This is a genomic window from Demequina sp. NBRC 110054 (genome assembly GCF_002090115.1).
Lineage (GTDB): Bacteria > Actinomycetota > Actinomycetes > Actinomycetales > Demequinaceae > Demequina.
The window spans coordinates 1,143,143-1,161,868 of sequence record NZ_BBRK01000004.1 but is presented as its reverse complement, the minus strand read 5'-3'; the positions used below and the strand labels follow the sequence as shown (position 1 = coordinate 1,161,868).

At 68.8% G+C, this 18,726-nt stretch carries 19 protein-coding genes and 1 pseudogene; 7 read left to right on the top strand and 13 right to left on the bottom strand.

Annotation, left to right across the window (positions count from 1 at the left end; all coding sequences use genetic code 11):
* Window positions 1–3: 3 nt before the first annotated feature.
* Complete coding sequence (locus B7K23_RS05335; RefSeq protein ID WP_200809769.1) at window positions 4–555, bottom strand: TetR/AcrR family transcriptional regulator; 552 nt, start codon at window positions 553–555, stop codon at window positions 4–6.
* A 51-nt stretch (window positions 556–606) separates the two neighbouring features.
* Between B7K23_RS05335 and B7K23_RS05330 the strand changes: the two genes are divergently transcribed.
* Window positions 607–1,578 carry an SDR family NAD(P)-dependent oxidoreductase gene (locus tag B7K23_RS05330; RefSeq protein WP_084125333.1) on the top strand — a complete coding sequence of 324 codons (972 nt, stop codon included), beginning with the start codon at window positions 607–609 and terminating at the stop codon, window positions 1,576–1,578.
* Window positions 1,579–1,897: 319 nt separating this feature from the next.
* Here the strand turns inward: B7K23_RS05330 and B7K23_RS05325 are convergent, their stop codons facing one another.
* Window positions 1,898–2,458 (bottom strand): TetR/AcrR family transcriptional regulator, encoded by a 561-nt coding sequence (locus B7K23_RS05325; protein ID WP_084125332.1) that lies wholly within the window; start codon window positions 2,456–2,458, stop codon window positions 1,898–1,900.
* Between the two features lie 111 nt (window positions 2,459–2,569).
* Between B7K23_RS05325 and B7K23_RS05320 the strand changes: the two genes are divergently transcribed.
* Both B7K23_RS05320 and B7K23_RS05315 read left to right on the top strand, forming a co-directional pair.
* A complete protein-coding gene (locus tag B7K23_RS05320) occupies window positions 2,570–3,580 on the top strand; it encodes an SDR family NAD(P)-dependent oxidoreductase (protein ID WP_084125331.1) in 1,011 nt (336 codons plus the stop codon).
* Between the two features lie 9 nt (window positions 3,581–3,589).
* Complete coding sequence (locus tag B7K23_RS05315; RefSeq protein WP_084125330.1) at window positions 3,590–4,201, top strand: FMN-binding negative transcriptional regulator; 612 nt, start codon at window positions 3,590–3,592, stop codon at window positions 4,199–4,201.
* A 250-nt stretch (window positions 4,202–4,451) separates the two neighbouring features.
* Here B7K23_RS05315 and B7K23_RS05310 read toward each other — a convergent pair whose 3' ends face one another.
* Window positions 4,452–6,407 (bottom strand): amidase, encoded by a 1,956-nt coding sequence (locus tag B7K23_RS05310; protein WP_084125329.1) that lies wholly within the window; start codon window positions 6,405–6,407, stop codon window positions 4,452–4,454.
* Window positions 6,408–6,559: 152 nt separating this feature from the next.
* Window positions 6,560–7,717: a pyridoxal phosphate-dependent aminotransferase gene (locus B7K23_RS05305; protein WP_234996427.1), complete on the bottom strand. Its 1,158-nt coding sequence runs from the start codon at window positions 7,715–7,717 to the stop codon at window positions 6,560–6,562.
* Window positions 7,718–8,004: 287 nt separating this feature from the next.
* Between B7K23_RS05305 and B7K23_RS05300 the strand changes: the two genes are divergently transcribed.
* Window positions 8,005–8,382 carry a phage holin family protein gene (locus tag B7K23_RS05300; protein ID WP_159451318.1) on the top strand — a complete coding sequence of 126 codons (378 nt, stop codon included), beginning with the start codon at window positions 8,005–8,007 and terminating at the stop codon, window positions 8,380–8,382.
* Here B7K23_RS05300 and B7K23_RS05295 read toward each other — a convergent pair.
* The 3 genes from B7K23_RS05295 to B7K23_RS05285 all read right to left on the bottom strand — a co-directional run bounded on the left by B7K23_RS05295 (window position 8,357) and on the right by B7K23_RS05285 (window position 10,234).
* Window positions 8,357–9,289, bottom strand: coding sequence for a DMT family transporter (locus B7K23_RS05295; RefSeq protein WP_084125327.1), 933 nt, complete (start codon window positions 9,287–9,289; stop codon window positions 8,357–8,359). The genes B7K23_RS05300 and B7K23_RS05295 overlap by 26 nt on opposite strands.
* Entirely contained in the window at window positions 9,286–9,882 is a 597-nt protein-coding gene (locus B7K23_RS05290) for a methylated-DNA--[protein]-cysteine S-methyltransferase (RefSeq protein WP_084125326.1), read from the bottom strand. Before B7K23_RS05290 ends, B7K23_RS05295 begins: the two co-directional genes overlap by 4 nt.
* A 154-nt stretch (window positions 9,883–10,036) precedes the next feature.
* Window positions 10,037–10,234, bottom strand: a complete 198-nt coding sequence (locus B7K23_RS05285; protein WP_062205707.1) for a BldC family transcriptional regulator — start codon at window positions 10,232–10,234, stop codon at window positions 10,037–10,039.
* Window positions 10,235–10,462: 228 nt separating this feature from the next.
* Here B7K23_RS05285 and B7K23_RS05280 point away from each other — a divergent pair, with 228 nt between their 5' ends.
* From B7K23_RS05280 to B7K23_RS05275, 3 genes and pseudogenes are all read left to right on the top strand, one after another.
* Window positions 10,463–10,666 (top strand): DUF3073 family protein, encoded by a 204-nt coding sequence (locus tag B7K23_RS05280; RefSeq protein ID WP_084125325.1) that lies wholly within the window; start codon window positions 10,463–10,465, stop codon window positions 10,664–10,666.
* Window positions 10,667–10,920: 254 nt separating this feature from the next.
* Window positions 10,921–11,061: pseudogene (locus B7K23_RS16120) on the top strand (hypothetical protein); the annotation flags it as partial.
* A 108-nt stretch (window positions 11,062–11,169) separates the two neighbouring features.
* Window positions 11,170–11,766 (top strand): endonuclease domain-containing protein, encoded by a 597-nt coding sequence (locus B7K23_RS05275; protein ID WP_234996426.1) that lies wholly within the window; start codon window positions 11,170–11,172, stop codon window positions 11,764–11,766.
* Window positions 11,767–11,910: 144 nt separating this feature from the next.
* Here B7K23_RS05275 and purM read toward each other — a convergent pair whose 3' ends face one another.
* The 6 genes from purM to B7K23_RS05245 form a co-directional block, all read right to left on the bottom strand.
* A complete protein-coding gene (purM, locus tag B7K23_RS05270) occupies window positions 11,911–13,017 on the bottom strand; it encodes a phosphoribosylformylglycinamidine cyclo-ligase (protein ID WP_084125323.1) in 1,107 nt (368 codons plus the stop codon).
* Window positions 13,014–14,489: an amidophosphoribosyltransferase gene (gene purF / locus B7K23_RS05265; protein ID WP_084125322.1), complete on the bottom strand. Its 1,476-nt coding sequence runs from the start codon at window positions 14,487–14,489 to the stop codon at window positions 13,014–13,016. The genes purM and purF overlap by 4 nt, the downstream gene beginning before the upstream one ends.
* A complete protein-coding gene (locus tag B7K23_RS05260; protein ID WP_084125321.1) occupies window positions 14,486–15,097 on the bottom strand; it encodes a hypothetical protein in 612 nt (203 codons plus the stop codon). The genes purF and B7K23_RS05260 overlap by 4 nt, the downstream gene beginning before the upstream one ends.
* A 71-nt stretch (window positions 15,098–15,168) precedes the next feature.
* Complete coding sequence (locus B7K23_RS05255) at window positions 15,169–16,098, bottom strand: carbohydrate ABC transporter permease (RefSeq protein WP_084125320.1); 930 nt, start codon at window positions 16,096–16,098, stop codon at window positions 15,169–15,171.
* Window positions 16,098–17,162, bottom strand: a complete 1,065-nt coding sequence (locus tag B7K23_RS05250; protein ID WP_084125319.1) for a carbohydrate ABC transporter permease — start codon at window positions 17,160–17,162, stop codon at window positions 16,098–16,100. The genes B7K23_RS05255 and B7K23_RS05250 overlap by 1 nt, the downstream gene beginning before the upstream one ends.
* Before the next feature lie 94 nt (window positions 17,163–17,256).
* Window positions 17,257–18,651 (bottom strand): ABC transporter substrate-binding protein, encoded by a 1,395-nt coding sequence (locus B7K23_RS05245; RefSeq protein WP_084125318.1) that lies wholly within the window; start codon window positions 18,649–18,651, stop codon window positions 17,257–17,259.
* Between the last annotated feature and the right edge of the window lie 75 nt (window positions 18,652–18,726).

Here is an 18,726-nt window from a genome sequence, read left to right as displayed (position 1 = left end):
AATTCAGGACGCAGCCATGAGACGCACCGCGTCCGCCATCCGAGCACGGTACTCGGCGCGACTCACCCCCTGATGCTTGAGGCCGATCGACACTGCGTTGAGGGTGCGCGCTACGCCGAGGGGCTCCGGGCAGGACGGCTCGCGCTCAAGGGCGGCCCTCAGGACGGTCTCGAACCGCGCGGGGCCGGAGACCGCGATAGGGCCGAGCAGGTCAGGGTTGTCCTCGACGAGGCCGGCCGTGTCCCCCATTGGACCCAGATACCGGCCCGCCCAACAGTCGAACGCGTCGACGATGCGATCGACGAGCCCACGGCCGGGGTCCACGAGCGCCTTCTCTGCCTCCGCGAGGTCCAGCTCGATGCCTCGGTCGGCTGCGGCACGGAAGAGGCCGCTCTTGGACTCGAACAGGAAGTAGAGGCCCGGTCGCGAGATTCGGGCCTCTCTCGCGACGTCGTCCATCGAGGTCTTCCGATACCCGTAGCGAGCGAAGGTGCGCAACGCAGCATCCAGCACCTCTGCCCGACGCACGGGGGAACCCGCACTCTCGTCTGCCATGCGAGAACTATACCAACTATACGCACTTGACACTGTGTGTATAGTGAATCCATGACAACTTCACCCTTGATCACCACGCCGTTCTCGGCGGCCTCCACCACCGACGACGTTCTCGCCGGGATCGACCTGACAGGAGTCCGCGCCATCGTCACGGGCGCGTCGTCAGGCCTCGGCGCAGAGACCGCACGGGCGCTCACCGCTGCTGGCGCGGATGTTCACATGGCCGTACGAAACCTCTCCTCGGGCGAGAAGGTCGCGAACGACATCGCCCTCTCGACGAATGTCCGCAGGCCCCACGTGCACCTCCTGGACCTCGCTGACCGCGCGTCGGTCCAGCGGTTCGTTGCCGACTGGGAGATGCCACTGCACCTGCTGATCAACAACGCAGGCGTCGTGACAGGCGGACTCGAACGAACCGCCGAGGGATGGGAGCTCCAGTTCGCCACCAACCACCTCGGCCACTTCACCCTCGCTCGCGGCCTCCGCGCCGCGCTGCGCGACGGTGCCGCAGAACGCGACGGGTCGAGGATCGTCGCGCTGAGCTCGACCGCTCACATGCGCGGCGGCGTGGACTTCGACGACCTCCAGTTCGTCCGGCGGGCCTACGACCCTCAGATCGCGTACGCGCAGGCGAAGACGGCCAACTCGCTGTTCGCCGTCGAGGCGACCCGCCGATGGCAGGCCGACGGCATCGTCGCCAACACCGTCAACCCCGGTGGAGTGGCCACCGGCCTTCAACGGCACTTCACGCCGGCACAGAAGGCGTCCCTCGAAGCCGCAGAGGCGGCGGGAGTGTTCTCGTACAAGACCATCGAGCAAGGAGCCGCGACGACGATGGTCGCCGCCACCCGCCCCGAGTTCGCGCATACGGGAGGCCACTACCTCGACGACGGACAGGAGGCGTACACGGTACCCAACGACGCCACCCTCGCTGACCACCCTCACGGCGTGAAGGAGTGGGCACTCGACCCGGAGCTCGCCGAACGGCTGTGGACCGTGTCTGCCGCCCTCATCGACGGATAGCCCCGGCCCTCGGGTGGGCCGCCGCAACCTTTCGTTCCTGACAGTCCGGGCGAGGCCGAGCGCCGCGCCATCGCTCGGCGGCAAGAGTCACCCCCCCCCGTATCTATCCCGCACATTCAGATGCATCCGCCGACAAGCCGCGACAGCCAATTCACAGGTCTACCTGGCACTTCCGAAGCCCCCACCACCCCGCGAAAACCGCTGGCAGAGGCCTCCTCCAATTCGAAAGGTCACCGGATCGACGCTGGTCGGAGCCACCAAAGCCCCTGGCATCACTTCTTCATCGCGGGGGCTTCTTCCCAAGAGCGGCGTGACTGCCTCAGGCCAGCTTCGCCATCGCGGCGGCGATCGACTCCACCTGCGCGTCGGCGTCGCCGGTCACCGCACCGTCGAGCCGCAGCATCGCGTAGCCGTGAGCGAGTGACCAGAGCGCCGTCCCGCGGGCCTTGAGCGCCGCCGCATCGTCGCCTCGCCCCGCCAGTCGACGCGTCACCTGCCCCATTGCCTCCGAGCGGACCGCGACGATGTCCTGGGCGTGGATCGCGTCGCCGGCCCCCGCAGACATCATGAGCCTGTACAAGCCCGGGTTGGCGAATGCGAAGCCGAGGTACGCGCGCGCGATGGCGGCCATCTGCGCGTCGGGATCGAGGGCGACATCCACATCGGCGAGCCGCGCCGCGAGCTCCTCCCAGCCCACCTGAGCGCAGGCCGCCAGCAGCCCGTCCCTGTCTCCGAAGTGGTGGTACGGCGTGCCCGACGCGACGCCGGCGCGGCGACTCACCTCTCGGATCGACACGTCCGCCGGGTCACCCTCGCGCAGCATGTCGAGCGCGCACGCGACAAGGCGCTCTCGGCCGGCGGACTGGCTGGAGGTCGGCACGGCGACTCCTCACGATCTCGGCGCCAGGGGTGGCGCGGCTGAGCAATGCTCAGTAGTGTGGCACACGTCCGCACTGAGCACTGCTCAGTCCACTGCCACCCCCGGAGCGTCATGTCCCCTCGCGAGTATCCGCCGCCGCCGTCCGTCCACTACGACGCCACCGTCGCCACGCTGCCTCGGCTTGACGGCCGCACCGTCGCGATCACCGGCTCGACGAGCGGGACGGGAGCAGTCCTCGCCCGCACCGCGGGGCGCCTCGGCGCCCGCCTGCTGCTGCTCAACCGTGCCTCAGACCGCGCGGACGCCTCGCTCGACGCCCTCACCGCCGAAGGAATCGACGCGACCGCGATCGAGTGCGACCTCCAGAGCTTCGACTCGGTGCGCGCAGCTGGACCCGCGATCCTCGCCGCGGCACCCGAGGGGATCGACGTGCTGTGCAACAACGCGGGCGTGATGGGCCTGCCGGACAACTCCACCGTCGACGGGTGCGACGTCCAGATGCAGACCAACCACCTCTCGCACTTCCTGCTGACGAGTCTCGTGTGGCCCGCCCTGCGCACCGCGGCGGACGCACGCGGCGAGGCCCGCGTGGTGAACCACTCGTCCGGCGCGCGCCGCGGCAAGCCGCTTGAGGCCCGCTACTTCGAGGCCCACGGCGGCGACCTGGGCGGCGACGGCTTCCCCGGGTTCGCCAAGTGGCGCCGCTATCAGCAGTCCAAGCTGGCGAACCTGATGTTCACCTACGCGCTGTCCGACCGCATGCCGGAGGCAGACAAGGCACGAGGCATCAAGTCGCTCGCCGCGCACCCCGGCCCCACCAACTCAGGTCTCCAGGCCAAGACCGCGCGGGCTGGGGGCACGCGCCTGTTGGATCGCTACATCCTGACGCGCACCCTCAAGGTCGCACACTCGGTCGAGGACGGGGCCCTCGGCATCATCCGCGCCTCGCTCGATCCGGCTGCGAAGGATGGCGAGTTCTACGGACCCGCAGGACGAGGCGAGCCCGGGGATGCCGTGCTCCTTCCGAGCGAACGGGATGCCGCGTCGGAGCGTCTGCTGTGGGAGATCAGCTCGGCCACCTGCGGCATCGAGGACTACTTCGGAAGCCGCGCAGCCGGATAGTCTCACCGTGTGCACAGCCCCACCCGCTACCACCTGACCGACGTCGACGAGATCAAGCGCCTGATCCGCAAGAACCCGTGGGCGACGCTCGTCTCCGACACGGACAACGGCCTGGTCGCCTCGCACTATCCGGTCCTCCTGGACGATGCGGCGGACGGCATCGTCCTGGTCGGCCACTTCGGCCTCGGGGACGCGCGCGAGCACGACCTCGGCGAGCACGAGATCCTCGTCATCATCCAGGGCGCTCACGGCTACGTCTCGTCGTCCTGGTACGAAAGGCAAGACATCGTCCCCACCTGGAACCACCTCACCGCCCACCTGTACGGCACGCCGCAGATCCTGACCGACGAGGAGAACTACGCGACCCTCAGCCGCCTCACCGAGCACTTCGAGGGAGGGATGCCCGGCGGCCACAGCCTCGCCGAGGACGAGGAGGGCACGCGTCGCCTCGCGCGTGGGACGCGCGGCTACCGGCTCGAGGTCACCCGCTTCGACGCCCGCGCCAAGCTCAGCCAGAACAAGTCAGAGCCCGTGCAGGAACGGATCGTCGAGGGCCTCGCCGCGACGTATCCGGACCTCGCCGAGGAGATGCGGCGGTCGCGCTCAGCCCGCGAGAACTGACCGACGCCTACTTCGTCTCCGGGAAGCGCCTGGAGTGAAGGGCTAGCGCTGAGACTTCGCGTAGCAATCAGGGCAGAGCGAAGGGCTCATTGAGCCCGAGTGCTTCGCAGAACACTTGGTGCATGTCAACAAAATTGAACTCGCCATTGGAACCCCCTCGCTTTGGCACCCCAACCGTGGCACAGCCCGTCAGCCCCGTCAATGCTCGCGGAACCGGTTCAGCTCCGCCATCCACGGCCGACGTGGACCGTCAGGCCGGGAGGGGCGTGAGGCTGTACTCGGCCGAGGAGCCCTTCTTGACGATCGACATGACCTCCTCGAACAGCCGGTTCCGTCGCAACGAGATGCGACCCGCGTAGGCCCCTGGCTCCCCGTCCACCGGCGCGAGGATGTGGCCGTCCGCCCACACCTGGGCCGCCGCATCGTCCTCGAGACGAACGGTCACCTCCCAGAACACCTCGCCCCGCTCGATCTGGACCGTGTGGGCAGTCGAGACGACTGCATCGTCCATGGACGATGCTCCACCGGGGATGACGTCGCTCGGCAGGCTCGGGGTGAGGAAGGCGGGCAGACGACGGCGGGTCGCCTGCTCATACGCGTACGCCCGGTCGATGAGGACGTCGTCCGAGTAGGCGGGTCCCGCGAAGGTGAGGCCGACGGGCATCTGGGTGTCGCCCATGAAGCCCATCGGGACGGTCACCGTGGGGATGCCGAGGTGGCGGATCACGCGGTTGCCGTTCGAGTACACGACGCCGTTCTGGCTCGCGTGGGCGAGGCTCTCGGGGCGCGTGAAGAGGTCGTCGCGGCCCACATCGCCGGCCGCGGGGAAGACGATGAAATCCAGCGCCTGGTCGACGAGCCACTGCTCGAAGTCGTCCTTGCGGGCCTGCTCAAGCCCGTTGAGGAGCTGATCGAAGCCCGGCACCTCGTCGAAGGACGACGGCACTCCCGCCTTGGCCATCTCCGCGAGGCGCTGCCAGTCGAAGCCGCCACGGGCACGCGTGATCCACACGGGCCATAGGGCGTCCTCGACGGGGAAGACGCTGTCGCCGTCCACATCGGCCCAGCTGTTCAGGTCGGGATCGCCGTTCACCTGGAGGAACTGATCAAGCACCATCGCGGTGACCGGGCCGCCCTCCATGGTCCGCCAGTTCGCGGGGACGAGCCCGCGCGCGGCGAGGCCGTCGGCGCCGGGCCGGTCCTCCTCGTAGTTGTTCCACGCGAGGAAGTCGACCTCGACCACCTCGGCGCCCAGCTCTCGGAGATCGGCGGCGGCCTGGTCCCAGAGCTTGCGCACGCTCGGGCGGATGACGGGAGGCTCGAGCGGCGCATCGTCCTCCCCGATGAAGATCGTAGGCACGCCAATGCGGAGGCCGTCCAGGCGCGTCGGGCGCTCGCGCAGCATCGGCTTGGTCACGACGTCCTCGGGGGTGGGGAGCGCGACCGCGGTCTGCTGGCGCCAGAAGTCGCCAGTCGTGTCGGGGTCGGTGGCGATCAGGACGTCCAGCAGGACCATGAGGTCGGACACCGTGCGGGTGTGGGGGACGACGACGTCGCACGTGGGGCGCAGCGGCCAGTTGCCGCGGATCGAGATGAGTCCGCGCGACGGGGTGTACGCGACGAGCGCGTTGTTGCTCGCCGGGGAGCGGCCCGACGAGACGGTCTCCTCGGCCATGCCGAAGGCCGCCATGCTCGCGGCGGTCGACGTGCCCGAGCCGTTCGACGAGCCCGAGCCGTACGCCGCCGTGATGTAGTCCGGGTTGTACGGGCTGCGCGCGTAGTCGTAGACGCCTGGCTGGATGCCGCCTGCCGCCATCGGGGGCATGTTCGTCTTGCCGATCAGGACCGCCCCCGCCTGCTTCAAGAGGCCCACGCTCGCCGCATCGTCCGTGGCCACGAGATCCTTGAGCGCTGGGCTGCCCGATGCAACAGTGAGGCCCTTCGCCTTGTACGAGTCCTTGATCGTGAAGGGGATGCCCTCGAGCAGGCCGGCCTCGCCGCGAGCGCGTCGGGCGTCGGAGGCCGCCGCGTCTGCGAGCGCGTCCGGGTTGAGGACCGCGAGCGCGTGCAGGCACGGGCCGGTGCGGTCGTAGTACGCGATGCGGTTGAGATAGGCGGTCACGAGGTCGACGCTCGTAACCTCCCCCGCCTCGAGCGCGGCCCGCATCTCCGCAAGGCCCATCTCCACGATGTCGTAGCTCGTCACGAACGCCCCCTAGGTCGGCACCGGGTGAGAAGCCTCACCGTAGACCTCGCTGTTTGCGGGGAGGTTACGGGGTGTCTGCGCGCTGGAATCGCATGACGCCCGGAATCGGCGCGGATCTCGACCCTGGTGCGATTCCAGGGCGCACCGGGGCCTCAGACGCGCACCATCATCCGGCCGATGCCAGCGATCCCGGCGAGGATGTCCGCATCGTCCGCGGCCAGCGCGAGCCGCACCCAGCCGTCGCCCGAGGCACCGAAGGTCAGCCCCGGCGCGACCGCGACGCCCTGCTCCGCGAGTAGTTTCAGCGCCCAGTCGTCGACGCTCATGTCGCCCGCGAGCGCACGCACGTCGATCCACAGGTAGAAGGCGCCGGTCGGCATCACGTACGGGATCCCGAGCCGATCGAGCTCGGCGACGGCGAGGTCGCGCCGCCGCTCGTAGGCCGCCCGCATCTCCTCGACGCAGTCCTGCGACCCGGTGAGCGCCGCGAGCGCCGCCTTCTGCGCGGGAGCGTTGACGCAGGACAGCACGGGCTCCTGCAACTTGCCCGCGAGGTCGGCGAAGGCCGGCGGAGCGACCAGGTAACCGACCCGCACCCCGGTCATCGCGTACGTCTTCGAGAAGGAGAACGTGGAGATCACGACGCCCTTGGTGTCGAACACGGCGGGCGACACATGCTCCGCGCCGAACGTGAGGGCGTCGTAGCACTCGTCGGAGATGAGCCAGATGTCGTGCCGCTCGGCGAACCGCACGAGCGCCTCGAGGGTCGCCGCGTCGTACACGAGTCCGAGCGGGTTCGACGGACTGTTGACGATGATCGCCCTGGTGCGGTCCGTCACGAGCGCCTCGAGCTCGTCGATCTGCGGCACGAAGTCGTGATCGGGCCGGAGCACGTAGGGCACGGTCACGCACTGCAGCATGTCCATCGCCATCGCGTAGTTCGGCCAGCCCGGGTCGGGGATCAGCACCTCGTCGCCCGCGGTCAGCATCGCCGAGTACGTGGCGAACAGCGCCTCCGCACCTCCCGCGGTGACGACGATCTGGTCGGGCGTGACCTCCATGCGGTTCACGCGCGCGAGCTTGTCAACGAGCGCGGCACGCAGCTCGGGGATGCCCATGTTCGACACGTAGTGCGTGAAGCCCTCGGCGTACGCCTCGCCCGCGGCCTCGAGCACGTGGCGCGGCGGCACGAAGTTCGGCTCCCCCACATGCATGCCGACGAACGGCTTGCCGGAGCCCCATGCGGCGTCCATGATGCGGCGGATCCCCGAACGGGGCATCCTCTCGGCGAACGGCGAGACCTCGGGCATGCGTGCTCCTTCACGTGTGTGGGCGGGCCACGGGTGGCGGCGGGAGCATCGGCGCGCGGGGCCGGTCCGGCGTCCTCGCTTGAGCACAGGGTGGCACGGTCGGGGCGGTGTGGGCCAGGGACAGGGACGATGCGGGTGCCAGGTGCGCGCGGACTGGACCGGCCACCCGTGCTGGGCAGCGCTCGGACGGGACCGCGCCGCGCCGCCGGCACCGATCTCGCTCACGCGTTTGCGCCATGACGCCGATAGAAGATCTACTAGGACTATCCGACCCAGGGGAGCAATCGATGTCGTCCTTCGCCAAGTCCGCCGCCAGCGCACTCTTCGGAGGCATCGTCGCCCGGTACCAGACGATGATCCAGATCGAGCTGGACCGCGCCAAGAAGGAGGTTCAGGAGAAGCTCAAGCAGGTCGGGATCGGCGCCGCGCTGCTGATCGCCGCCGGAGCCTTCGCCTTCTTCATGTCCCTGCTGCTGCTGACTGCGGCGGTCGCGGGCCTGTCCACCGTGTGGCCGGTGTGGCTGTCGGCGCTCACGATCGCGGGCGGCGTCCTGCTGATCATCCTCATCCTGGTGGGCATCGGAGTGTCGAAGATCAAGAAGAATTCCGACCTCATGCCGACCGAGTCGGTGGAGAACCTCAAGAAGATGTTCGCGTGGGAGTGACCCCACTCTTCGGCGCGCGCGGCTGACGGCCCGCGAGCCACACCCCCACGAGCACCACGGCGGCACCGACGACCTCGTTCCAGTGCAGCCGCTCCCCGAGCACGAGCACGCCCAGGGTCGTCGCGACGACGGGTACCAGGTAGGTCACGGACGATGCGGTGGTCGCGCCCGCGAGCTTCACGACGCGCCAGAACCCCACGTACGCGATGGACGTGCCCGCGACGCCGAGCCCGATGAGCCCCCACAGCGGCACGGAGTCCAGCGCGAACGCCCCAGGCTCGGGGCTTCCCGACAGCAGCGCGAAGGGCGCGAGCAGGACCGCGCTCGTCCCGATCTGCGTCGCCGAGAGCACCGTGTGCGACTCGTTGACTCGCGCAAGCAGGCGGCGGGACAGCGTGCCGCCGATGCCGTAGCAGGCCGTCGCCGACAGCATGAGCAGCACACCCGGCACGGAGAACTCGTCCACGTTCCACGCGCCCACGAGCACGGCGATGCCCGCCACGCCCACGAGCAGGCCGACGAGCTGCGGGCCGCGGATGCGCTCGGACGGGATCAGCATCGCGACGAAGAACGCGGTCCACAGCGGGGTGGTCGCGTTGAGGAGGCTCGCGAGGATCGACGTGAGGTGCTCCTGCGCCATGGGGATCAGCACGAGCGGGGCGCCCGACATGAACACGCCGACCAGCGCGACCGCGAGCACATCCTTGCGACTCAGGGTCGGGCGTCGACGCTGGATCACGACGATGAGCCACAGCACGGCGGCGCCCACCGCGAGGCGTCCGAAGCCGACCTGGCTCGGGGTGAACGCCCGCAGCGCGAGCTCGATGAAGAGGAACGACGAACCCCAGCCGAGCGCGATCAGCGGGATCAGCGGCGCCCACTGCCGCGCGGGCGCGTGCGGGGTCATGAGGGATCGCCGTACATGGACGATGCGGGGGCCGGGTCGGTCTCGGTGGCGGAGGCCTCGATCAGGGCGAGCCGGCCGGAGGGTGCGCCCGCCTCGAACGCGAGCATGGATGCCTTGATGCCCACTCCCCCGAAGCCGTACGAGCCCAGCAGCCCGCCAGCGCGGATCACGCGGTGGCAGGGGATGAAGACCGCGACGGAGTTGCGGGCGCAGGCGGTGCCGACGGCGCGCATCGCGCGGGGACGTCCGGCGGCGGCCGCGAGCTCCTGATAGGAGACGGGCTCCCCGGCGGGGACGCCCCTCAGCGTCGCCCAGACCTCCTGGAAGAACTCGCCTCCGGGCTGCTCGACGGGCACGGACGCCAGCGCGCCGTGGTCCCCGGCGAGCCAGGCGCGCACGGCGCCCACCGCATCGTCCAGGTCACCCTCGACGACGCCTCGCGTCGCGTACGGCGCGGCGAGCCGCAGCCGTAGCTCGCGGTCGGACTCGTCGAGGCCCGCCGCACGCACGACGCCGTCCTCCGGGGTGGCGAGCATGCGCAGGGCGCCCCAGGGCGTGTCGACCTGGGCGGCCTCGAGCGGGGACTGCGTCATGAGAGCAGGCTAGAGCGCGGGGGCGGTGCCAGCATCCGTCATGCGGATCCAGCACCGTGAGGGCACGCCTCGCACCGGGCGAAGCGCACCGCATCGCTGCGGCTCGAGCCGTTCGGGGCGCTGTCGCGCCCCGCTCCGGCAGTCCCCCGTGCGACTACTGCTGCTCGCGGGCCTGCGTGAGCAGGGCCTGCACCTCAGCCTCGCGGAATCGGCGGTGTCCGCCCAGCGTGCGGATGGAGGACAGCTTGCCCACCTTCGCCCAACGCGTCACGGTCTTGGGGTCTACGCGGAAGATCGCGGCCACCTCACTCGGGGTGAGCAGCTTCTCCGGCTCCTGAATCGTGTCAGCCATCATGTCCATTCCCTCAGTCTTGTCGGGACCCAGTTTGGGGGGGTTCAGGTCTTGAACACCCTTTGAGAGGGCCCAACAGGACAATCATGACGCGAAAGATGAAAATTCACCGGATATAGCACAGATAGGCAGTCGCGACGAGGTGAACAGGCGTTGTAAAGTATGGGGGAACTCGACACGCAGGGCCCGCGGAGGACGCGCGCCCGAACCGTTGGAAGGGACGGCGACATGGGGCGCGGCCGTCAGAAGGCTAAGGACGCGAAGATCGCGCGTCAGCTGAAGTACACGAACCACAGCTCTGATCTGCGAGACCTCGAGCGCGAGCTCATGTCCGGCAGCCAGGGCATGGGCGGCTCCAAGCCGGTCGTGACCGAGGCCGACGACTCCGACGACGACGAGTATGTCGACCGCTGGGCGGACGACGAGGACTGACCTCCTCGGTCTTCTCGAACCCGGGGCTCGCCCCGGGTTCTTTCGTCGCGCGGTGAGTTCACCCGCGCGTCACAGCCTCCCCCGTAGCACCCCTTTCACCCGCAGCGCGCGTCGTGCGGCCACCGTTCGGAGCGCCCGCCAAAGTGACTGATCAGCCGTCCGATTCGTACCGGCACGTCGCGGTTCACCCACGAGGAAGCTCGGTTCTCAGTCACTTTGGCTCGTGTCACGCGTGACCGCACAGACCATTCGTCATGCGATCTTCACGCACGGATCCAGTCGAAGCGGTGCGACTGCTCGGCGGGGTAGCACGGCGAGCGCAGCTGCTGGACGCAGGGGTCTCACGCGAGTCCCTCCAGGCCGCGGTCGAGCGCGGGTCGCTGAGTCGGCCAGCGCGGGGCATCTACTCCGACCCGTACGCCGATCCGGTCGAGGTGGAGGCGACTCGGCTCGGGGCAACGCCCACATGTGTCACCCTGCTCACGCGACTCGGGCTACCCGTCATGGAGCCCGTCTCACGCCATCACCTGCTCGCCCGTCCGGCACGCAGCACCGGCGGCCGGCACTCGCGCCCCGGGGCCGGGGTCAAGCTTCACTACGCCGAGGCACCGCAAGGACAGGGATCGCTCGCCACCGCGTTGGACCTCGCGTCGCACTGCCTCCCGCCCACGGCACACGTGGTGGCCACCGATGCGGCACTCAACAAGGGGCTCGTCCGCCTGACCGAGATCGAGGCTTTCACCTTGACGAGCCGCGCTCGCCATCGTGCCTTGCTGCGGGACCTGGACGGGCACGCTGAGTCTCCATTGGAGACTCTCACTCGGCTCGCGCTCAGAGCCGCGGGCCTCCGTACGGCCTCGCAAGTGCATGTGACGGGCGTCGGTCGAGTCGACCTGCTCGTCGAAGGTCGCGTCATCGTAGAGCTCGATGGCATGGCGTATCACTCGGATCGAAGGGCCTTCGTCGAGGACCGCCGTCGGGATCGAGTGACACAGCTAGGCAACCGCACAGTGCTGCGGTACACCTACGAAGACGTCATGCTTCGGATGGAGCTGATCATCGCAGAGGTCTCACACGCCGCCCTGAGGCCCGTCCTCTGACGCACATCCTCACGGCATGAGGCAACCGAAGTGACTGAGGGACAAGCACTCGGCGATGCAAACCCCCTGGGACGGCTCCCGAGAGGGCCGATCTTCAGTCACTTCGGGGGAAGGGCAGTGCCTGCGCGGGCGATGAGAGCCACCTCAGCCCACGCGGTACGCGCCGCTGAGGTTCACCGCGCCGCCCGTCACGCCCTTGGCACCGCGGATGGTGTCGGGAGAGGCGATGCGACCGTCGTCGGCCTGGACCTCGCCGAGCACCCACGCGGGCACTCCCGCGGCGTTGGACGCGGCGATGAGGCCGTCGGCGTCCTCGGCAGACACGATCGCGACCATGCCGACGCCCATGTTGAGCGTCGACTCGAGGTCATTCCACGGCACTGCGCCGGCGGCCTGGATGAGCGAGAACACCGGGGGAAGGCCCCACGAGTCGCGCGCGACGGACGCGGCGAGGCCCGCCGGGATGATGCGGGCGACGTTCGCGGCGAGCCCGCCGCCGGTGACGTGCGACAGCGCGTGAAGGCCCGCGAACTGCGCGGCCATCTCCACGCACAGCTTCGCGTAGATGCGCGTGGGCTCGAGCAGCTCGGCACCGACGGTGCGGCCGAGGTCGTCGACGTGCGTGTCGAGCTCCCAGCCCGCGTGCGCCGCGACGCGGCGCACGAGCGAGTAGCCGTTCGAATGCAGCCCGGACGATGCCATGGCCACCACGACGTCGCCGCCGGCCACGCGCTCGGGACCGAGGAGCTTGTCAGCCTCGACGACGCCGATCGCGGCGCCGGCCACGTCGTAGTCGTCGGGGTCCATGACGCCGGGGTGCTCGGCGGTCTCGCCGCCGACAAGCGCGGTGCCCGCGAGCTCGCAGCCCTCGGCGATGCCGCGGACGATGTCGACGATCCGCTCGGGCACGACCTTGCCGCACGCGATGTAGTCGGTCATGACGAGCGGCTTGGCGCCGCACACGACGATGTCGTCGACGACCATCGCGACGAGGTCCTTGCCGATCGTGTCGTGCACGTGCATCTGCCGCGCGATGACGATCTTGGTGCCGACGCCGTCGGTGGACGAGGCCAGCAGCGGGCGGTCGTAGTCCTTGAGCGCGGAGGCGTCGAAGAGGCCCGCGAAGGCTCCGATCCCGCCGAGCACCTCGGGGCCGTGCGTGCGCGCGACCGCGGACTTCATCAGCTCGACGGCCTTGTCGCCCGCCTCGGTGTCGACGCCGGCTCCGGCGTACGTGATCGGCTCGCTCATCCTGCGACCTCCTCGCGCTGCTCGAGCAGCAGGTGACGTGCGTTCACGGGCGGCGCGATCGGGTACTCGCCGGTGAAGCATGCGGTGCACAGGCGGGACTCGGCCTGCTTGGTCGCCTTCACCATCCCGTCGAGCGAGATGTAGCCGAGCGAGTCGGCGCCCAGCTGGTCGCGGATCTCGTCGACGGTGTGGCCGACCGCGGCGAGCTCGGTGCGGGTCGGGAAGTCGATGCCGTAGAAGCACGGCCATTGGACGGGCGGCGAGGAGATGCGCACGTGCACCTCGGCGGCGCCCGCGTCGCGCAGCATCGCCACGATCGCGCGCTGGGTGTTACCGCGCACGATCGAGTCGTCGACGACCACGAGGCGCTTGCCCTCGATGACCTCGCGCAGCGGGTTGAGCTTGAGCCGGATGCCCAGCTGGCGCAGCGTCTGCGACGGCTGGATGAAGGTGCGGCCCACGTAGGAGTTCTTCACGAGCCCCTGGCCGAACGGGATGCCGGAGGCCTGCGCGTAGCCGACCGCGGCCGGGGTGCCGGACTCGGGGGTCGGGATGACGAGGTCCGCCTCGACGGGGTGCTCGCGCGCGAGCTCGCGTCCCATCTCGAGGCGCGAGGCCTGCACGGAGCGGCCAGCGATCGTGGTGTCGGGACGGGCGAGGTACACGTACTCGAAGATGCAGCCCTTGGGCTCGGGCTCGGCGAACATCTGCGAGTGCACGCCGTCGGCGTTGATCGTGAGGAACTCTCCCGGCTCGACCTCGCGCACGAACACCGCGCCCACGATGTCGAGCGCCGCGGTCTCGGAGGCCACGACCCAGCCGCCGCTCGGCATCTCGCCGAGGACCAGGGGGCGCACGCCCTGGGGGTCACGCGCGGCGTACAGCGTCGTCTCGTCCATGAACACGAACGAGTACGCGCCCTGCAGGTGCGGGAGCAACTCGATCGCGACCTCCGCGAGCGAGTCGCCCTCGCCGCCGAGCAGCGCGGTGACGATCGCGGTGTCGGTGCACTTGCCGCCCTTGAGGTCGAGTCGCTTCGGGTAGCCCTCACGCTCGATCAGGAGGTCGATCAGCTCCTGCGTGTTGGTCAGGTTGCCGTTGTGGCCGAGGGCGACGGTGCCATTGGCGGTCGGACCGAGCGTCGGCTGAGCATTGGCCCACGTGGACGCACCGGTCGTCGAGTAGCGCGCGTGGCCGACCGCGATGTGGCCGGTCAGGGCCTCGAGGGCGGCCTCGTCGAAGACCTGCGAGACGAGCCCCATGTCCTTGAACACCAGGATCTTCTCGCCGTCGGAGGTCGCGATGCCGGCCGACTCCTGGCCGCGGTGCTGGAGCGCGTAGAGGCCGAAGTAGGAGAGCTTGGCAACCTCCTCGTTCGGTGCGTACACACCGAAGACGCCGCACGCGTCCTGCGGGCCCTTCTCTCCGGGCATGACGTCGTGGTTGAGCAGGCCGTCGCCTCCGCGCCTCATCGAGTCTCCTCCTGGTCGGTGGTGTCGGCCTCGGAGGCCTGAGTGGTGTCGGACGATGCGTCGGACGGGGTGACCTGGGTGAAGGTCTCGCCTTCGGCGGGCTCGGCGGGCGCCTGCTGCGCGAGCAGCTCGGCCTTCTCCGCGTCCGCGCGCTTGGATGCGCGCTGGTCCGCGGTGACGACGTAGACGCCGGTGATGACGCCGCCGATCACGCCGAAACCCAGGCCGACGAGCAGGCCCGCGATCAGGCGGCCGGTGACGACGGCGTTCGGAAGCAGCGAGCCCAGCAGGAAGCCGATGGCAGCGGGGGTGCCCGCGCCGGTCAGCAGGATGCGGCTGAAGCGCGGCGCGTGACGGACGACGGCGGGGACGGCGTCGGCGAGCTCCTCGGGAGTCGGCTCGGGCTGCTCCTCTGCGCTCGGCTGGTCGCCAACAGCCGCGGTCTCCGCGGCCGGCTCGGCCGCGGGTTCGACGGCGTCCGGCTGCGCGGTCTCGTCGACTGGCGCGGTCGTGCCTGTCTGGTCAACAGCGTCAGGGGCGTCCCCGGAGGCCGCGACCTGGTCGGCGTCCTCAGCGGTGACGTCCTCAGGGCGGGGGGCGTCGCTCACATGGCAAGTCTAGGCGGTGTCCGGTGGGCCCGGAACGAGCGTCGCTCGTCCGGGCCCACCGGCTGACCCCCTCAGCCCTTCGTGGATCCCGCGAGCAGGCCACGCACGAAGTAGCGCTGCAGCGAGAAGAACACGATCAGCGGGATCACCATCGAGATGAACGCCGCGGGAGGCACCAGGTAGGCGGTCGTGCCGTAGTTGCCCGCCAACGTCGAGATCGGGTACGTCAGCGGATAGGTCGCCGTGCTTCCGAAGACCGACGACACCAGCAGGTCGTTCCACACCCACAGGAACTGGAAGATCGCCAAGGACGCGATCGCAGGAAGCGACAGCGGGATGATCACCCGGAAGAAGATCTGGGTGTGGCTCGCGCCGTCGACCCTCGCCGCCTCGATGATGTCGCTCGGGATCTGCGCCACGAAGTTGTGGAGCAGAAACACCGCGAGTGGCATCGCGAAGATCGTGTGGGCTATCCAGACGCCGGGGAACTCACCCGCGACGTCCAGGTTGTTGGGGCCGAGCAGTCGCAGCAGCGGGATCAGCGCAAGCTGGAGAGGCACGACCTGGAGGGCGAAGATCGTCACGAAGATGAAGTTCGACCCCTTGAACGGGATCCAGGCGATCGCGTAGGCCGCCATCATGCCGATCACGAGCGGGAACACGACCGACGGCACGGTGACGACCAGCGAGTTGATGAGGTTCCCGAGGAGCGGGTCGGCGGTGGTGTTGTCGCCGAACGAGTCGAACAGCACGATGCCGTAGTTCTCGAACGTGAGCTCACCGTCGAAGATGACCTCCCACCATGCCGAGGTGCGGTAGCGGTCGCCCGGCACGAGCGAGGTCATGAACAGACCGATGGTCGGGATGGTCCACAGCGCGGCGATGATGATCGCCGCAGCGGTCGCCCACGGGGAGGTGAGATTCTCCTTGGCCTTCGCGGCCTTGGTCTTCGGACGGGACTCCTTGGTCTCGTCGGGGATCGCGGGAGCTGGAGTAGCCATCAGCGGGTCTCCTTCACCTTGTTGAGCGACCGGACGTTGTAGATGACGATCGGGATCACGAACAGGAACAGGATCACCGCGAGCGCGGCACCGAGTTCCTGCCGCTGCTCCACGAAGGACAGGACGAACATCTTGTTCGCCACGACGTCGGTCGAGTTGCGGCCCTGGGTCAGGGTGCGGACGATGTCGTAGACCTTCAGGGTCGCGATCGTGATGGTCGTCACGACGACCACGAGCGTGCCGCGGATCGACGGGATCGTGATCGACCAGAAGCGCTGCCACGCGTTGGCGCCGTCGAGCGAGGCCGCCTCATTCATCTCCGGGGGCACGCCCTTGATCGCCGCCGAGATGATGACCATCGCGAATCCCGTCTGGATCCACACGAGGATGATGATCAGGAAGAGCGTGTTCCACGGTTGGACCGTGAGGAAGCTGATGGGCTCGAGTCCGAACAGCTCGAGCGTCGCGTTCAGGATTCCGGTCTGGTTGCCCGTCTCCCTGTACGAGTACATGATCGAGCCCCAGATGACCGAGGCGCCGACGAACGAGATCGCCATCGGCATGAACACGAGCGACTTCAGGACCTTCTCGCCCTTGGCGCGGTCGATGAAGACCGCGTAGGCGAGGCCGATCCCGGTCGACAGCAGCGGCACCAGGATCATCCACACCACGGTGTTGATAATCGTCCTGAACATCGTGTCGTCGGTGAACGCGAAGATGTAGTTGTCGAGCCCGACGAACACGTTGGTCACCGTGTTGATGCCGGTGACCTCGTCGGGCACCTTGACGAGCTCCGTGAACGACAGCCGGACGGTGTCGAGCGCCGGATAGATCAGGCCGATCAGCAGCAGAGCCAGCACCGGGGTGATGAGCACCACGAGCTGGACCTTGTCCCTGAGCCTGCCTCGCACCATGTCGGCGCCGAACATGATGATTCCCACGACCGCGATGAACGCGACGATCGCGATCACCGCGAGGGTGATGTTGCTTGCCTGCGTGGACCAGAAGTCCCCGCCGAGCCCGGCCTGCGGTAGGCCGGGCCCCAATCCGCTGATCACGGACATCGATCTCCTCCTCTACCTCTGCACGACTGTCATGTGACGCGACCAGCCGGGCCCCGCCCGAAGGCGGGACCCGGCGGATCGCTATGCCGTCGGCTTACGGCCAGGCCGCATCGATGTCCGCGAGAACCGTGTCGAGGTCCTTGCCGTTGACGTACTCGGTGATCTCGACCCAGAAGGCCGAGGCGCCGACCGCCGAGGGCATGACATCGGAACCGTCGAAGCGGAACACGGTGTCCTCACCCTGGAGGATCTCGATCGACTGCTGTCCGAGCTCGGACGAGGCGAGCGAGGCGTCGAGGCCCTTGTTCGCGGAGATCACGCCGCCTAGGCCCACGCGGATGTTGGCCCACGTGTCGGTCGACATGAAGTCCTGGACCGCCTGGACCTCAGGCGCGTCGCTGAACGCGAGCACGAACTCGCCACCACCGGTGACGGCCGCGGGGTCGCCCTCGTTGATCGGCGGGGTCATGAACGCCCACACGTCGCCGTCGGGAGCGACGACAGCGTCGGGGTAGTCCTCGGGCCACTGGGCCTCGTAGAACGACGCCTGGTGGTGCAGCGAGCACGAGCCCTCCATGATCGGCAGGCCGCCCTCCTGGAAGGAGGTCGTCGCGATCGACGACACGCCGCCGTGGCCACCGTTCACGTAGTCGCCGTTGAGCGCGACCTCTCCGAACTTCTCGAAGGCCGACTTGATCTCGTCGGACGCGAAGTCCAGGTCGCCGGTGGTCCACTGGTCGTAGGCGTCGGCGCCGGACTCGCGGAGCACGATGTCCTCGATCCAGTCGGTGCCGGGCCAACCGGTGGCGACACCGGACTCGAAGCCGATGCACCACGGCTTGTAGTCAGGACCGGAGCCACCGTTCTCGGCCATCGTGGCGGTGAGCTCCATGAGCTCGTCCCACGTGGTCGGGATCTCGTAGCCGTTCTCCTCGAACTCGCTCGGCGAGTACCAGATGTAGCCCTTGACCGATGCCATGAGCGGCGCGCCGTAGAAGGTCTGACCGACGGTGCCGTAGGCCTTCCAGTCCTCGGACCAGAACTCGTCGACGTTGTCCGACACGGCCTGCGGGGCCGCGACCACGTTGCCGGTGCCGACGAGCGTGGCGACGAGGCCGGGCTGCGGGACGATGCCGAGGTCGGGCGGGTTGCCACCCTCGACGTCCACGAGGATCGTCGTCTCGAACTGGTCGTTGCCGGTGTACACCACATCGATGCCGGTGCACTCGTTGAACTTCTCGAAGGTCTCCTGCATCTGCTCGGCCTCGATGCCGACGATGGTGCCCTCGAGGTCGACGGTCGCGCCGTCGAAGGTGCCGAAGTCTGCGTACTCCTCGCAGCCCTCCATCACCTCGGTGTCCTCGGCCGCCGTCGAACCTGAGTCGGAAGCAGAACTGTCACTGTCCCCGCCTGAGCTACAGGCTGTGAGGGCAAGGCCCGCGATCGCCAGCGCGGCGATCGGGACGTAATTGCGTCGCTTGATGGACACGTTGTCTCCTCTTCATTGAGTAGAGCCACGCACCGTCACCCCTTCCACGGACGGTACGCACGCCCACGCCAAGGG

What these genes read in the sequence shown, in the direction of transcription:
- B7K23_RS05335 (WP_200809769.1), bottom strand. Translation starts at nt 555, where the DNA reads ATGGCAGACGAGAGTGCGGGTTCCCCCGTGCGTCGGGCAGAGGTGCTG.
- B7K23_RS05330 (WP_084125333.1), top strand. Translation starts at nt 607, where the DNA reads ATGACAACTTCACCCTTGATCACCACGCCGTTCTCGGCGGCCTCCACC.
- B7K23_RS05320 (WP_084125331.1), top strand. Translation starts at nt 2,570, where the DNA reads ATGTCCCCTCGCGAGTATCCGCCGCCGCCGTCCGTCCACTACGACGCC.
- B7K23_RS05305 (WP_234996427.1), bottom strand. Translation starts at nt 7,717, where the DNA reads ATGCCCGAGGTCTCGCCGTTCGCCGAGAGGATGCCCCGTTCGGGGATC.
- B7K23_RS05300 (WP_159451318.1), top strand. Translation starts at nt 8,005, where the DNA reads ATGTCGTCCTTCGCCAAGTCCGCCGCCAGCGCACTCTTCGGAGGCATC.
- B7K23_RS05295 (WP_084125327.1), bottom strand. Translation starts at nt 9,289, where the DNA reads ATGACCCCGCACGCGCCCGCGCGGCAGTGGGCGCCGCTGATCCCGCTG.
- B7K23_RS05290 (WP_084125326.1), bottom strand. Translation starts at nt 9,882, where the DNA reads ATGACGCAGTCCCCGCTCGAGGCCGCCCAGGTCGACACGCCCTGGGGC.
- B7K23_RS05285 (WP_062205707.1), bottom strand. Translation starts at nt 10,234, where the DNA reads ATGGCTGACACGATTCAGGAGCCGGAGAAGCTGCTCACCCCGAGTGAG.
- B7K23_RS05280 (WP_084125325.1), top strand. Translation starts at nt 10,463, where the DNA reads ATGGGGCGCGGCCGTCAGAAGGCTAAGGACGCGAAGATCGCGCGTCAG.
- B7K23_RS05275 (WP_234996426.1), top strand. Translation starts at nt 11,170, where the DNA reads ATGGAGCCCGTCTCACGCCATCACCTGCTCGCCCGTCCGGCACGCAGC.
- purM (WP_084125323.1), bottom strand. Translation starts at nt 13,017, where the DNA reads ATGAGCGAGCCGATCACGTACGCCGGAGCCGGCGTCGACACCGAGGCG.
- purF (WP_084125322.1), bottom strand. Translation starts at nt 14,489, where the DNA reads ATGAGGCGCGGAGGCGACGGCCTGCTCAACCACGACGTCATGCCCGGA.
- B7K23_RS05255 (WP_084125320.1), bottom strand. Translation starts at nt 16,098, where the DNA reads ATGGCTACTCCAGCTCCCGCGATCCCCGACGAGACCAAGGAGTCCCGT.
- B7K23_RS05250 (WP_084125319.1), bottom strand. Translation starts at nt 17,162, where the DNA reads ATGTCCGTGATCAGCGGATTGGGGCCCGGCCTACCGCAGGCCGGGCTC.